Below are 14171 nucleotides of genomic sequence, written 5' to 3' on the forward strand. Positions count from 1 at the left end.
GCACGACATTGTGCTGCGGGATCGCCATGTACTCGCCGAAGGCGCCCGGACGGTTGACGCCGACGCCGAGCGTGTTGCGGCAGAGATGCCCTCGCCCGGCGCGGCAGTTGCGGCAGTGGCCGCAGACGATGTGGCCCTCGCCCGAGACGCGCTGGCCGACCTTGTATTCGGTGACCGCGGCGCCATAGTCGGCCACGGTGCCAACGAATTCATGCCCGGTCACCATCGGCACCGGCACGGTCTTCTGCGCCCACTGGTCCCAATTGTAGATGTGGACGTCGGTGCCGCAGATCGCGGTCTTCTTGATCTTGATCAACACGTCGTTGGGGCCGATCTCCGGCACCGGTACCTCTTCCATCCAGATGCCCGGCTCGGCCTTGGCCTTCACCAGCGCCTTCATCATGTTCGACATTCTTTTGTTCCTTGAATCCCTTGATCCGGAATCGCTTTTCGATGTCGGCCGTTCAGGAAATCACGCCCAGTTCCTTGCCGATCGCGCCGAATGCCTCGACCGCGCGATCGATATCGGCGCTGGAATGGGCCGCCGACATCTGCGTGCGGATGCGCGCCTGGCCTTTCGGCACCACCGGGAAGGAGAAGCCGATGACATAGATGCCGCGCTTCAGCATGCGTTGCGCCATCTCCTGCGCAAGAGCTGCGTCGCCCAACATCACCGGGATGATCGGATGATCCGCGCCGGCAAGCGTAAAGCCGAGCTTGCCCATCTCAGACCGGAAACGTTGCGCATTGGCATATAGGCGCTCGCGCAGCGCGCCGCCATTGCGGACCAGCTCGAACACTTTCAGCGAGGCGCCGGCGATCGCGGGCATCAGCGTGTTGGAGAAAAGATAGGGACGCGAGCGCTGACGCAGCCACTCGACCACCTGTTTCTTCCCCGACGTATAGCCGCCGGAAGCGCCGCCCAGCGCCTTGCCGAGCGTGCCTGTGATGATATCCACCCTGCCCTCGACGCCGCAATGCTCGGCCGAGCCGCGGCCGTTCTTGCCGACGAAGCCGACTGCGTGGCTGTCGTCGACCATGACCATGGCATCGTATTTTTCGGCGAGGTCGCACACGCCTCGCAGGTTGGCGATGATGCCATCCATCGAGAACACGCCATCGGTGGCGATCAGTCGGAACCGGCAGTCCTTCGCCTCCTCCAGCCGCGCTTCGAGGTCGGCCATATCGTTGTTGGCGTAGCGGAAGCGCTTTGCCTTGGAGAGCCGGACGCCATCGATAATGGAGGCGTGGTTCAACGCGTCCGAGATGACGGCGTCCTCCTCGCCGAGCAGCGTCTCGAACAGACCGCCATTGGCGTCGAAGCAGGAGCCGTAGAGGATGGTGTCCTCCATGCCGAGGAAGGACGAGATCGTTGCTTCGAGCTGCTTGTGCTCCTCCTGCGTGCCGCAGATGAAGCGCACCGAGGCCATGCCGTAGCCGTAGCGGTCGAGCGCCTGTTTCGCGGCCTCGCGCAATTCGGGGCTGTCGGCGAGGCCGAGATAATTGTTGGCGCAGAAATTCAGCACCTTCTGGCCGGCAACCTCGATCTCGGCCGACTGCATCGAGGAGATGACCCGCTCGGACTTGTAGAGTCCGGCCGATTTCAGCCCCTGAAGCTCGTTGTCGATGTGGGAGAGAAACGCTGCGCTCATGGTGTGGCCCTGTTCGTTTGACGCGGACTGTCGCGCCGCGGGCAAGAAAAATCCATCGCAAAAACGACCGCTTCGGTGGCGTCGCGAAAGCTTTGCGATCAGGGCGGGATGACGATGCACTCAAATGCCAACTACGCTCGAAAGGACGCGATAACCATCTTGTCAGCTTTGTCACGCCGTCGGGATGAGCGCCGCGCCTGCTTGCCGAGCTGTTAACCCTTTCACGTCAAGGGTCTTCTCGCCACGAATCCAGGGCAGGAATCCGTCGACCGGAGGGGTCACCAAGTTATGTCGCAGCAGCCAGTGCAGAGCGTTTCGCGCAAGCTGATTCTGCTCATCAAGACCGGCTACTGGCTGGCGCTCATGATCATCGCCGCCATGGTGATGGCGTCCTTCGTCCTTCTGCAGCAATTGATGGCGCAGCAGCAGCACAATGATGCGCTGCTCGATATCGTCTCGACGCAGAAGGCGCTGTCGCAGCGTGTCGTCTTTCTGGCCAGCGCCACCGGTGCCGCCTCGCGCGACAAGCAGCCGGCGCTTGTCACCGCGCTCAAGCAGGCGACGGCCGAGTTCGAGACCAACTACGAGCGGCTGCTCAAGCAGACCGGCGCCGATCCGCTGTCGCCCGCACGCAACGATCCGAAATCGATCGAGTATGTGCTGTTCAGCAAACCGTTCCACCTCGACTATTTCTCGGTCGGCCTGATTGCGAATGGTGATCGATTGGTATCGTCTTTCGAATCGCAGCTCGGCATGAAAAGCGACGGCTACAAAGGGGGCGGTGAACGCGTTGGCATCGACGCCTCCGTCGCCAACGCGACCCTGTCCGGCTATGCCGCGCTCGGCCAGCGCATCAGCGCCTTTGCCAACGAGCGGTCTGACGAGATGCTCGACCTGCACCGCACGCTGTTCTTCGCCACCATCGGCGTCATCGTGCTGGTGGCCCTGTTCATCTTCCGGCCGATGTCGAAGGCGATCCTGCGCAAGACGCATGAGCTGGTCGACGCGCGCAATTCGATGGCTTTCATCGCCGTGCATGACGGACTGACCGGCCTGCACAACCGCACCTTCCTCACCGATCATTTCGACACGCTGATCAAGGGCGCGCACCGCCGCCGCGAGCGGCTGGCGGTGATCCAGTTCGACCTCGATCGCTTCAAGCAGATCAACGACACTTTGGGGCACGCAGCGGGCGACTATGTGCTTGTCGTCACCGCGCAGCGCATGCGCGATTCCTGCCGTGCGTCGGATCTTTGCGCCCGGCTCGGCGGCGACGAATTCGTGATGATCCTCAACGGCGCCGGCTCCACCGAGGATATCCATGCCCTGGCCAAGCGCATCCTGGACGAGATCAACGAGCCGATCATCTTCCAGGGCACGACCATCATGCCCGGCGCCAGCGCCGGCATCGCCGTCTACCCGATCGATGCCGACAATGCGCAGGACCTGCTCGTCCATGCCGATCTCGCCCTCTACTCCGCCAAGAAACTCGGCGGCGGCAGCTTCTCCTTCTTCTCCGAAGAACTTCGGCGCGAGCTCGACTACCGCAAGCAGCTCGAACAGGACATCCGCACGGCGATCGCGGAAAAGACCTTCGAGGTCTATTTCCAGCCGCAGGTGTCGCTGACCAGCGGCAAGATCAGCGGCATCGAGGCGCTGGTGCGCTGGAAGCATGCCGCGCGCGGCATGATCTCGCCCGGCGAATTCATCCCTGTGGCGGAGAAATGCGGCTTCATGCCGGATATCGGCCGCATCGTCATCACCAAGGCGATCGACGAAGCCGCCGAGTGGGACCGCGCCGGCATCGACTTCGGACGCATCGCCGTCAATGTCTCGGGCACCGAGCTGCGCGAGCCGGACTTCGACCAGTTCCTGTTCGGAACGCTGGAGCGGGCCGGGCTCGCGCCGCAGAAATTGTCGCTGGAAATCGTCGAATCCGTCATCCTCGACGACGAGAAGACCGGCATCGCCGCCAAGCTCAGGCATATCCGCGCCGCCGGCGTGCATCTCGAGCTCGACGATTTCGGCACCGGCTATGCTTCGCTAAGCCACGTCAACCCGAACGAGATCGACCGGCTGAAGATCGATCGCCGCTTCGTCCAGAACATCAACGAGAACGGCGACAACACCAAGATCGTGCGCGCCATTACCGAGCTTGCCCGGGGTCTCGGCATCTCGATCGTCGCCGAAGGCGCCGAGACCGAGGCCGAGCTCGACTCCCTGATGGCGATCGGCTGCGACCAGGTGCAGGGCTATTCGATCGCCTTTCCGATGCCCCAGGACAAGGCGCGCGAATGGCTGCTGGCGCGCAGCCCGAAGAAGGCGAAGCTCAAGGTGCTGCAAGGCAGCCTGGCTTAGCGCGATCCGTCATGAGCTTGGCAGGCCATCGCGGACATGGCGGCTTGCCGTGATCGCAAACGGGTCTTGCCGATGCTGCTTCGTCTCGCCGCAACGCTCTGGCTACTTGTCGCATCTCCGGCGCTCGCAGCAGATCGCACCATCTATCTCACCTTCGATGACGGCCCGCTGAACGGCACCGCCAACATTCTCGACGTGCTGCAGGCAGAGCAGGTGCCGGCAACTTTGTTCATGGTCGGCATGCATGTCGGGGCCAACGCGACCAATCGGGTGCTGGTGCCGCGGGCGAAGTCGATGCCGCTGGTGACGATCGGCAATCATAGCTACAGCCACGCCTATAATCACTACCGGCATTTCTACGGCGACACCGAAGGCGTGGTCGCCGACATGCTGAGGGCGAATACCGTGCTTGGCCTAAAGCCCGCCGTACACGCGCGGCTGCCCGGGCGCGACGTGTTCCGGCTGCCGTCGATGTCGAAGGACGACAACTCGCTCGGGCTGGCGCAGGCCGGACGCGAGGATCCCGACTACGAGTTCGTCGCCGCGTCAGGCTTCTGGCTCTATGGCTGGGACCATGAGTGGGTGCATGAGGACAGCGGCAAGCCGGTGCAGAGCGTCGACCATCTGGTCAGCGAGATCGACCATCTGTTCGGCTACGGCCATTTCGTCAAGCCGGGCAAGCTGATCCTGTTGATGCATGACGAGATGTTCCAGGACGCCTTCGACGGCAAGGCGAAGCTGACGGCGCTGATTACGGCGCTCAAGCTGCGCCGCTACGCCTTCGGAGCCATCCCCACCTATGACTGAGGCGTCTTAACCCCCGGCATTCGCCCGAAGTGCTGCAAGCACCTCGGCGAATTCGGCCAGTCTCTCATCTGCAATTCCGGCTCGCAACCGCCTGTCGAAGTCAATCGCTGCGAGGCGCAACTTCTCGAACATGGCTTCGCCGGCCTCGGTCAACGCCACCTGATGGACCCTTCGATTCTCCGGATCGCGCCGGCGCGTCAGCAATCCTTGCGCCTCCATAGCGTTGAGATGATGCGTCAGCGTCGCGCCCTGGATGCCGATCATGCCGGCAAGCTCGCGCTGGTTAGCCAGTTCCTTCGACTTGACCGACAGCAAGGTTAGCCAGACCGGCAGCGTCCCGCCGGCCTCGACCATTGCAGCGTCGAAGGCCTGCGCCACGATCTTGGAGGTGCGAGCGAGATTCATGCCGACTGGCGGGCGGTCAAACGGAGTCATGGTTGAACACTAGGACAAGCAAGGGACATGCGAAACTCGGCATCATGCATTGACATCTAACAATTAGATATCTAACTTTGTCTTATTGATGACGTCGCCGGACTGAAGGCGATGCGGCGGCAGATCGTGGCGGCGGGCGGAAAGAGGAATGCGGTCATGCAATATGTCTACATTGTCGTCATCGGCCTGCATGTCATGGCCGGCGTGTTCTGGGCCGGCACGACCATCGCGGTCGCGCGCGATCCGGAGATCAAGGCGGAGCGCTTCATCCGGCCGCAGCTCGGCGCCTCCGGCGTGGTGTTCCTGACCGGTCTGCTGCTCTGGTATTTCTTCCATGAGGGTGCTTTCGGCTCGATGGAGATGGTGCTCGCGTTGGGCATTGCGACGGCGCTGATCGCCGCCGGCGTGCAGGGCGCCGTTGTGGCCTCTGCGAGCCGGCAGCTGGCCGGCACCGATGCGGCGACGCAAACCCAGCTGCGGGCGAAAATGACCAGGGGCGAACGCATCGCCGGCGGGCTGCTGGTCATCACCGTGTTCTGCATGGCCACCGCCCGGATGTTCTAGGAAAACCGATCGCGCGGTGCCGGCGCAGGTCGGCGACCGTGCGCGACGCACCGGACCAACGCGGCAGGTGGCTCTCCTTGTGAAGGTCCGGTGCGTTTCTTCAATCCCTCGGCCTTTGGCGCGTCAGAGCGGTTCAGCGTTTCACAGAATCGCTGAACCGCTCTGAGTATTTTTTTGCGCAATTCCGGGCGGAAAACCGTTTCGCACTTTTCCTGGAATTGCTCTAGATCACCTCGACCGAACCGCCACGTAGACTTTCCCGACGCAGCTTTATGTAGGTGCGCATGTTCGGCGCGATGCGAAAACCTTCCAGCTTAGGCTCGTGCAACGCGGCCGCCCGCGCCTGCGTCTCGTACAGACTGCCATAGGTTTCTATGGTCGCGGCCAAGCGCTCACGACCCAGCCGCCTGGCGAGGATAGCGCAAGCCGTAATCCGCGATTCTATCGACCGGCCATATTTGGGCGCGAATGCCAGCCCTCCGTCAGCCAAGTCATCGATCTCGTGGGCAAGCCGCAGGAACAGGACATCCTCGTCGCCTGCCGGCACACCTTTCTCTACAAGACGCTCGGGATCTCCAGTGTCGAACTTCATTGCATCGACCCGCGCGACGAGACCTTCCACCGTGGCTCCGATCTTTGGCTCCAGCCACCTGCGGTGCGCATCGCTGCGCCGGCTGGATTTGCCGTCCGGATACTGGCCACTGTCATAAGCGGCGTGAAACATCGCCGCGATGACAAGATCAAGATCCTTGTCGAAATGCGCGACCGATGACGCTGCCCCCACCGCATGGCAGATGAAAGGCCGTCCCGTCTTGCGGTAGCGGCCGTTGAACATTGCACACCCCACGCGGTAGGCCTTTTGGACGCGGACGATATCGTCCACCGCATGCCCGGCTTCGTAAAGCTGCATATAAAGCGCCGTGTTGGTCTGGCGCGGAACGAATAGTTCGGTCAAGCAAGCCCCCCGACTGTGCAGACCCCTCAGCACAGGTTGTGCCTCCCCTGGATCGGCGCCGGAAAATTGCAGATACAACCAACCGAGTCCAGTCTTGCTGAATGCCGTATGGCCAAGTCCAGTCTGACCCGTTTGGGCTACTGAGACTCAGATCCGGATTCCGAACCTGATGCCGTCATAGATGGCGGCGTGGATGTTGCGCGAGGCGACCGCGTCGCCGATGCGGAACAACACGAAGCCGCCTTCGGGATTGCGCTGCGGAAAAATATCGCCGCCGCTGACCAGCCGCTCGTAGTCGACCGCGCCGCCATTCTTCGACAGCGGCTTCAGCGACAGATAGAGATCGTCGAGCGGCGCCGTGCCGTGCTCGACCACCACCAGGTCGACGCGCCGCTCGCCACGCCAGCCATCGGCGAAGTCCGACGCCAGCTCGGCGACGAGCTGGTTGCCCTCGCGTCGCACCGAGCGCAGGCGGGTGTTGATGGTGACGGTGACGCCTTTCTCGTGGAAGGCGCGCATATAGGGCACGTGGTTCAGGCCGCCCATTTCCGGCGCGAAGAAGCGTTCGGGCGAAACCAGCTCCAGCTTCGCGCCGCTGTTGGCGATCAATTCCGCCGCGCCCATGCCTTGATGGCCGCCATTGTCGTCATAGAGCAGCACGTTCTCGGCCGGCTTGACGCTGCCCGCCATGATGTCCCAGCTCGAGGTGACGAGATTGTCGCCGGCGCTCAGCGGCGGGTTCTGCGGCAGGCCGCCGGTGGCCACAATCACCACGTCCGGCGACAGCGCCAGAACGTCGTCCTTCTCCGCCCAGGTGTCGTAGCGGATCTCAACGCCGAGCCGGTCGAGCTCGGCAAGCCGCCAGTCGATGATGCCGATGAGCTCCTTGCGGCGCGGGTTCTGAGTCGCGAGCCGCACCTGGCCGCCTGCCTGGCTGGACGCTTCGAGCACAGTCACCTGATGGCCGCGTTCGGCCGCGACACGCGCGGCTTCCAGGCCGCCGGCTCCGGCGCCCACGACCACGACCTTTTTCCTCAGTCCTTCGCTTTTCGCGATGATGTGCGGGATGGTCGCTTCGCGCCCGGTCGCCGCATTGTGGACACAGAGCGCCTCGCCGCCTTCATAGATGCGGTCGAGGCAATAAGTGGCGCCGACGCAAGGCCTGATCTCATGCTCCCGGCCTTCCATTACTTTCCGCACGATATGCGGGTCGGCGATGTGGGCGCGCGTCATGCCGACCATGTCGAGCTTGCCGGTGGCGATCGCATGGCGCGCGGTAGCGACATCGGAGATGCGCGCCGCATGGAAGGTCGGGAACTTGGTCGCCGCCCTCACCTCGCCGGCGAAGTCGAGATGCGGCGAGGAACGCATGCCGGTGACCGGGATGACCTTGGTCAATGCCGCATCGGTCTCGATCGAGCCGCGGATGATGTTGAGGAAATCGACCTTGCCTGACTTGGCCAGCCGCCTGGCGATCTCGATGCCTTCCTCCTTCGACAGGCCCTTTTCGAAATCCTCATCCGCAACCATGCGGATGCCGACGATGAATTTCTCACCGACCGCCGCGCGCACGGCGTCGAGCACCATGTTGGTGAAGCGGAGCCGGTTGTCCAGCGAGCCGCCGAAATCGTCGTCGCGCTGGTTGGTGGCCGGCGACCAGAAGCCGTCCATCAGATGGCCGTAGGATTCGAATTCGATACCGTCGAGGCCGGCCGCCTGGCAGCGCTGAGCGGCCGCCGCATAGTCGGCGACGATGCGCTCGATGTCCCAATCCTCGATGGTTTTCGGAAAGGCGCGATGCGCCGGCTCGCGCACCGGCGAGGCCGAAAGCACCGGCAGCCAGTCGGCCTTGTTCCAGCCGGTGCGGCGGCCGAGATGGGTGATCTGGATCATCACCTTGCAGTCATGCTCGTGGCAGGCCTCCGTGAGCTCTGCCAGCCACGGCACGATGCGGTCGTCATAGACGTGCAGATTGCCGAAGGCGGCCGGGCTGTCGCGCGAGACGATCGCGGAGCCCGCCGTCATGGTCAGCGCCATGCCGCCCTTGGCCTTCTCGGCATGGTAGAGCCGGTAGCGCTCCTTTGGCATGCCGTCCTCGGAATAGGCCGGCTCATGGCTGGTCGACATCACCCGGTTCTTCATCGTCAGGTGCTTGAGCTGGTACGGTTGGAGAAGCGGGTCGTTGCTGGTCATCGTGTTCCTGCCGTTTTCAAATTGTGCGGGAGCAACGTGCGGCTCCTGTTTCCGTTTCACGCATCGGACCACCCGAAAAAGCGCCGCGCATTTTTCGGTTCGATGCTTCCATTTCACGCATCGGATTGGACCGAAAACCGCCGCGCATTTTTCGCTCCGATGCTTCTATTTCACGCACCGGATTCGTCCGAAAACCGCTGCGCACTTTTCGGTCCGATGCTAAAGGAGCGACAAAAACCAAGAAGGCTCCGCCCATGACTGATGCAAAGAACCTCACCCAACTCGGCAAGCACGTCGAGACGCCACAGAGCCCGGAACAGGCGGTCCTGGAGACCGTGCCGTTCCAGCGCGGCGACGGACCGCCGGCGATCGTGCGCTTCACCTGCCCGGAGTTCACCTCGCTCTGCCCGGTCACCGGCCAGCCGGATTTCGCCCACATCGTCATCGACTACGCGCCCGACAAGACGCTGGTGGAATCGAAGTCGCTGAAGCTGTTCATGACCTCGTTCCGCAACCACGGCGCCTTCCACGAGGAATGCACGGTGATGATCGGCCGCCGCATCGTGGAGGCGACCAAGCCGCTCTGGCTGCGCGTCGGCGGCTACTGGTTCCCGCGCGGCGGCATCCCGATCGACGTCTTCTGGCAGACGGGCGCACCACCCAAGGACGCCTGGCTGCCCGACACCGGCGTTGCGCCCTATCGCGGAAGGGGTTGAGGCAACCACCATCATTCGCACTGGTATTGACTGAGAGCCCATTCGCCGGTCACCGACAGAAGGTCGGAGATCTTCCAATTGCCGTCGACCTTCCTCAGCTTCCATTCGAGGCGATGCTGGTGGCCTTCGACGACAAAGGCAACGACCACCTTGGCTTCGTCGCCATTGATGGCTTCGATGGTGCGCAGGCTCTTGTCGATGGCGAGCTTGTCGTAGTCGGCATTGTCGAGCGCCATGTTGGGGTCTAGGCATTCGCCCTGCCCCGAGGCTCTGAGTGCATCGCTCTTGTCCAGCACGCTCTTGGCCGGATCGATGAAGTTGTTGCGCTGGGCTGGGTCCAGTTCCAGCCCGAGATGCTCGTAGAAGGGCTTCACCACCGCCGTTGGCGATCCAGGCAGGACGGGCGCGGCAGGCGCCGGGTCGGCCGGTGCCGGCGTTGTGGCCGGTGGCGACTTGTCGTCCGCCGGCGCGTTGTCGCCGGATGAGGCGTTCGGCGGCGGCGAGCCGAACAGCCCCTGCGCCGAGGCGCTGCCGCTCAGCCCCGCGGCCAGCATCGAGGCACTTGCCAGCGCGAGAGCGAGGCGGCGAAGCATGGGATCACTCCGCCGATGAGCCACATCCCAGCGCGCTCAGCGTCCAGTCGCTGGTCTTGGAGATGATGTCGGCGATCTTCCACTTGCCGTCCATTTTCTTCAGCGACCACACCATTTCGCGTTTGGAGTCATCGCCTTCCGGGAAAAGATTGAAGCTTGCCGTCACCTCGGCGGTGTCGCCATGGACGGTCTCGGCCAGTTTCAGGGTCTTCGACAGGGTCTTCTGGTCGAAATCCTGCGCGTCGAGGCCGGGGTCGAAATCGATGCAGGATACCTCGTCCGGTTTCTCCTTCTGCGCCTTGTCGTTGAGCTCGAAGAGCTTGGTGACCGGCTCGGTGAAGCGGTCGCGGTATTTCGCATCCGCCTCGAACTTCACTGACGGTACATAGAAGAACTTCACGGCGTTGGAAGCCTGCCCTGCCAGCGCCGCGGCGGGCAAGGCGATCGACATGGCAGCGGCCAGCACTATCGGTCTCATGCAGGATCTCCGGATGTTCGGCGGCGTGGCGGCAAGATCACCACCACGCATCCTGCATATCGGCTTTTTCGCGGCGCATGAAGTCCTTGCGCTGCCCGTCTCAGGCCTCCAGCCAGACGTTGTAGAGGTCCATCTCGAAGGTCTGGTGGACGCCGTAATTCTTCACCTTCTTGTTGGTGTGGCTGTAGAGCTTCTGCCAGAACGGCTGGATTATGACGCCGGAGTCCTGCAGGATCTGCTCGACGTCCTTCATCACCTCCTTGCGCTTGTCGACGTCGATGAGCGACAGCGCCTGCTTGAGCTTGGCATCGAAGTCCGGGTTCGAATAGGCCGTCTCATTCCAGGCCTCGCCGGTGCGGTAGCCCAGCGCCAGCACCTGCACGCCGAGGGGGCGCATGTACCAGATGGTCATGGAATAAGGATACTTCGTCCAGTCGTTCCAGAAGGTCGAGCCCGGCAGCACCGTGCGCTTCACCTTGATGCCCGCATCGCGCAGCTGGCCGGCGATCGCATCGCCGGTGTTCTTCTGCCACTCGTCCTCGACGGTGATCAGCTCGTGCTCGAAGTCGGCCTGTCCGGCATCGGCCATCAGCTTCTTGGCGCCGGCCGCATCGCGGCTCTTCTTGGGCAGCGGATAATATTCCGGGTGGATCGGGCTGACATGGTGGTTCTCCCCGACCGTGCCGCGGCCGTTATAGCCAAGCTGCAGCACCTGGTTGTTGTCGACCGCCATCTGCAGCGCGTTGCGCACCTTTTGGTCGTCATAAGGCTTGTGCGTGATGTTGGTGCGGGCAACCAGCGTGGTCGCGGTCGCGACCTCCGATTTCACCAGATCCATCTTGTCGAGGATGTCGATGAAGTCTGCGGGTGTCTCGAAATTGATGTCGATCTCGCCGGAATCGAAGGCATTCACCGTGGCGTTGAAGTCGGTGCCGTAGTCTATGAACTCGACGCCGTCGAGCGGCGCCTCGCCGCCCCACCACTTGCCGTTCTCTCGACGCTTGACCACCGCCTTCTGGCCGACCGCGTAGGACACCAGCTCGAAAGGTCCGGTGCCGATCGGCTTCTTGATCGGATCCGCGCCATCGGCATCGAAGTTGCGGTGGACCACCAGCGCCGGATAGTCGGTGAAATTCGGAATGATAGAGATGTCGGGTTCGTTGAGTTTCAGCTTGACCGTGTTGTCGTCGACCTTAGTGATGGCACCGTCCCTGGCCTTGCCGGTCTTGGCGTCGATCAGCGCGCCGACGCGCGCAGCCATGGAATTGCCCGAGGCGCCCTTGTCGCACCAGCGCGTCAGATTGAAGGCCACGTCATCGGCGTTGAAGGCGTCGCCATTGTTCCAGGTCACGCCCTTGCGCAGATGCAGCGTGTATTCGGTGGCGTCGTCGTTGACGTCCCAGCTTTCGAGCAGCACCGGTTCGAAGGTGAACTGCTTGGTGTAGCGCACAAGCGGCTCCAGCCAGGTGCGGGTGACGTTTGCCATCTCCACCCAGTCATAGGTGCGCGGATCCTTCTGCGCCTTCACCGACATCGAGACATGCAGCGTGCCGCCCTTCTTCGGCTCGTCGGCCAGGGCTTTTGTCGGCGCGGCAAGACCGATCATACCATAGGCGAAAGCCGTCGATGCGCCGAAGGCGCTTGCCAGCGCCAGGAATTCGCGCCGGTCCATGCGGCCCGCCCGCGCTTCTTCCGCCATCGCCTCGATCGCGGCGGGGACACGGTCACCATTGCTTTTGAAGATTGTCATTTTCTTTCTCCCATTGGTTTCGGCGGGTCTTCGCCCGTTCTCTGTCAACTAACGCTATCAGGCAGCTTTTCCTCGCGCCGCGCGATCAAATCCTTGAGACCTTCGGCGACGCCCTCGTCGAGTTTCGGTTCCTGATAATCGGCGAGCATATTGCGCGCCTTTTCCAAGCCGCGCGTATCATGATCCTTCGCGCCTTCCGCTGTCCATTGTTCGAAGGAGTTAAAGTCCATGATGCTCGGCATGAAGAAGGCGCGCTCGAAATGTTCGAGCGTGTGCTGCGTGCCGAGGAAATGCCCCTGCGGACCGACCTCGCGGATCGCGGCAAGAGCGTCCTTGAAATCATCGAAGGGAAGGCCGCCGGCATATTTGTACCAGCCGACCAGTTGCTCGCAGTCGGTGGCGAATTTCGAGTAGCCGCAGGTGAGGCCGGCTTCCAGCCAACCGGCCGAGTGCCAGATGTAGTTGGCGCCGGCGAGGATCGCGGCATGCATCAGCATGTTCGCCTCGTAGCCCGCCTGGGCGTCGTTGAGCTTGGAGCCGACATGGAAGCCGGACGTGCGCCACGGCAGCTTGTATTTTCGCGCCAGCGCGCCCATCAGATACATCATCTGCGCCGCCTCGGGCGTACCGCCCATCGGGGCGCCGGTCTTCATGTCGACGGTGACCATGAACTGGCCGTAGATCTGCGGCGAGCCAGGGCGGATGAGCTGGGTGAAGGCCACGCCCGCAAGCGCCTCGGCATTGACCTGCGCGACCGCGCCGACCGCGGAGGCGGAAGTCGAGGCGCCGCAGAGCGCGAAGGGCGCCAGGATCAGCGGCTGGTTGTGGCGCGCATAGACCCGCATGGCGTCGAGCATGGTGGCGTCCCATACCAGCGGCGAATTGCAGTTGGTGATCGCCACCAGCACCGGGTTGTCGCGGACGAAATCCTCGCCGAACACGATGCCAGCCATCGCCATCGTGTCCTCGGCGCGCTCCTTCGACGTCACGATCCCCATAAACGGCTTGTCGGAATGTTTCAGCGCAGAATGGATGATGTGGAGGTGTCGCTTCGGCACCGGGATCTCCATCGGCTCGCAGATGATCGAGCTCGAGGAATGTAATGCCGGCGCCATGTAGGCGAGCTTGTGGAAATTGTTGAGGTCGGCGAGCGTGCCGTAGCGCCGTTTGTTGTCGAGGTCACGCACATAGGGCGCGCCATACATCGGCACGAAGATCGAGTTCTTGCCGCCGACGCGGACGGTGCGCTCGGGATTGCGCGCGTGAAGCGTGAATTCCGGCGGAACCTTCGAGACGAGCTCCATCAGGAGCGCGCGGTCGATGCGAACACGCGTTTCCCTGACGTCGGCGCCCGCGGCCTTCCAAAGCGCGATCGCCTCGTCATCGCGGAATTCGCAGCCCACCTCCTCGAGGATTTTGAGCGACTCCTCGTGGATCAGCTCCACCGCCTCGTCGGGAACGATCTCGTAGACGGGAATCTGCCGGACAAGCGTCGGAAACGACGCAACCGGCGCGCTTCTCAGCGCCTTGCGCCCAAGACGGCCGCCGCCGCGGCGGTGGGTCGGTTCGATCGTTTCAGCGGCCGGTGCGTTCATGGGGTCTCCTTCTTCCCGCCCCGCCAAGTTAGCGAGACGAAATATGGCTGTGACGCTGGAAAATCCTGATCTCTT

Annotated in this window: 14 protein-coding genes; 4 read left to right on the forward strand and 10 right to left on the reverse strand. The window is 62.9% G+C overall.

The window, feature by feature from the left end; genetic code table 11:
• Both RFM40_RS29420 and RFM40_RS29425 read right to left on the reverse strand, forming a co-directional pair.
• The coding region (locus RFM40_RS29420) for an alcohol dehydrogenase catalytic domain-containing protein (RefSeq protein ID WP_320278729.1) at positions 1-412 on the reverse strand (412 nt) is incomplete at its 3' end.
• A 52-nt stretch (positions 413-464) separates the two neighbouring features.
• Positions 465-1652 carry a glycine C-acetyltransferase gene (locus RFM40_RS29425; RefSeq protein ID WP_320229038.1) on the reverse strand — a complete coding sequence of 396 codons (1188 nt, stop codon included), beginning with the start codon at positions 1650-1652 and terminating at the stop codon, positions 465-467.
• 288 nt (positions 1653-1940) lie between these two features.
• On the opposite strand from RFM40_RS29425, the gene RFM40_RS29430 reads away from it, so the two are divergent.
• Positions 1941-4010: a putative bifunctional diguanylate cyclase/phosphodiesterase gene (locus RFM40_RS29430; RefSeq protein WP_320278730.1), complete on the forward strand. Its 2070-nt coding sequence runs from the start codon at positions 1941-1943 to the stop codon at positions 4008-4010.
• A 72-nt stretch (positions 4011-4082) separates the two neighbouring features.
• Positions 4083-4817, forward strand: coding sequence for a polysaccharide deacetylase family protein (locus RFM40_RS29435; RefSeq protein ID WP_320278731.1), 735 nt, complete (start codon positions 4083-4085; stop codon positions 4815-4817).
• Between the two features lie 6 nt (positions 4818-4823).
• Here RFM40_RS29435 and RFM40_RS29440 read toward each other — a convergent pair whose 3' ends face one another.
• Positions 4824-5252, reverse strand: a complete 429-nt coding sequence (locus RFM40_RS29440) for a MarR family winged helix-turn-helix transcriptional regulator (RefSeq protein ID WP_320222221.1) — start codon at positions 5250-5252, stop codon at positions 4824-4826.
• A 156-nt stretch (positions 5253-5408) separates the two neighbouring features.
• Here RFM40_RS29440 and RFM40_RS29445 point away from each other — a divergent pair, with 156 nt between their 5' ends.
• On the forward strand, positions 5409-5816 hold the full coding sequence (locus RFM40_RS29445) for a hypothetical protein (protein WP_320229035.1): 408 nt from the start codon (positions 5409-5411) through the stop codon (positions 5814-5816).
• Positions 5817-6039: 223 nt separating this feature from the next.
• Here RFM40_RS29445 and RFM40_RS29450 read toward each other — a convergent pair whose 3' ends face one another.
• From RFM40_RS29450 to RFM40_RS29460, 3 genes are all read right to left on the reverse strand, one after another.
• Positions 6040-6771 (reverse strand): hypothetical protein, encoded by a 732-nt coding sequence (locus tag RFM40_RS29450; protein WP_320278732.1) that lies wholly within the window; start codon positions 6769-6771, stop codon positions 6040-6042.
• A gap of 147 nt (positions 6772-6918) precedes the next feature.
• Positions 6919-8964 (reverse strand): NADH:flavin oxidoreductase, encoded by a 2046-nt coding sequence (locus RFM40_RS29455; protein WP_320278733.1) that lies wholly within the window; start codon positions 8962-8964, stop codon positions 6919-6921.
• A gap of 16 nt (positions 8965-8980) precedes the next feature.
• Positions 8981-9205: a hypothetical protein gene (locus RFM40_RS29460; RefSeq protein WP_320229032.1), complete on the reverse strand. Its 225-nt coding sequence runs from the start codon at positions 9203-9205 to the stop codon at positions 8981-8983.
• A gap of 13 nt (positions 9206-9218) precedes the next feature.
• Between RFM40_RS29460 and queF the strand changes: the two genes are divergently transcribed.
• Entirely contained in the window at positions 9219-9680 is a 462-nt protein-coding gene (queF, locus tag RFM40_RS29465) for a preQ(1) synthase (RefSeq protein ID WP_040986590.1), read from the forward strand.
• Positions 9681-9691: 11 nt separating this feature from the next.
• On the opposite strand, the gene RFM40_RS29470 is transcribed toward queF, so the two are convergent.
• From RFM40_RS29470 to RFM40_RS29485, 4 genes are all read right to left on the reverse strand, one after another.
• Positions 9692-10273, reverse strand: a complete 582-nt coding sequence (locus RFM40_RS29470) for a hypothetical protein (protein ID WP_320229031.1) — start codon at positions 10271-10273, stop codon at positions 9692-9694.
• A gap of 4 nt (positions 10274-10277) precedes the next feature.
• Positions 10278-10751, reverse strand: a complete 474-nt coding sequence (locus RFM40_RS29475; RefSeq protein WP_320229030.1) for a DUF3828 domain-containing protein — start codon at positions 10749-10751, stop codon at positions 10278-10280.
• Positions 10752-10851: 100 nt separating this feature from the next.
• Complete coding sequence (locus RFM40_RS29480; RefSeq protein ID WP_320229029.1) at positions 10852-12501, reverse strand: ABC transporter substrate-binding protein; 1650 nt, start codon at positions 12499-12501, stop codon at positions 10852-10854.
• A gap of 44 nt (positions 12502-12545) precedes the next feature.
• Positions 12546-14096 carry a trimethylamine methyltransferase family protein gene (locus tag RFM40_RS29485; protein ID WP_320229028.1) on the reverse strand — a complete coding sequence of 517 codons (1551 nt, stop codon included), beginning with the start codon at positions 14094-14096 and terminating at the stop codon, positions 12546-12548.
• Positions 14097-14171 lie beyond the last annotated feature (75 nt).

Origin of the sequence: Mesorhizobium captivum, from assembly GCF_033977165.1 — a bacterium.
GTDB lineage: Bacteria > Pseudomonadota > Alphaproteobacteria > Rhizobiales > Rhizobiaceae > Mesorhizobium > Mesorhizobium captivum.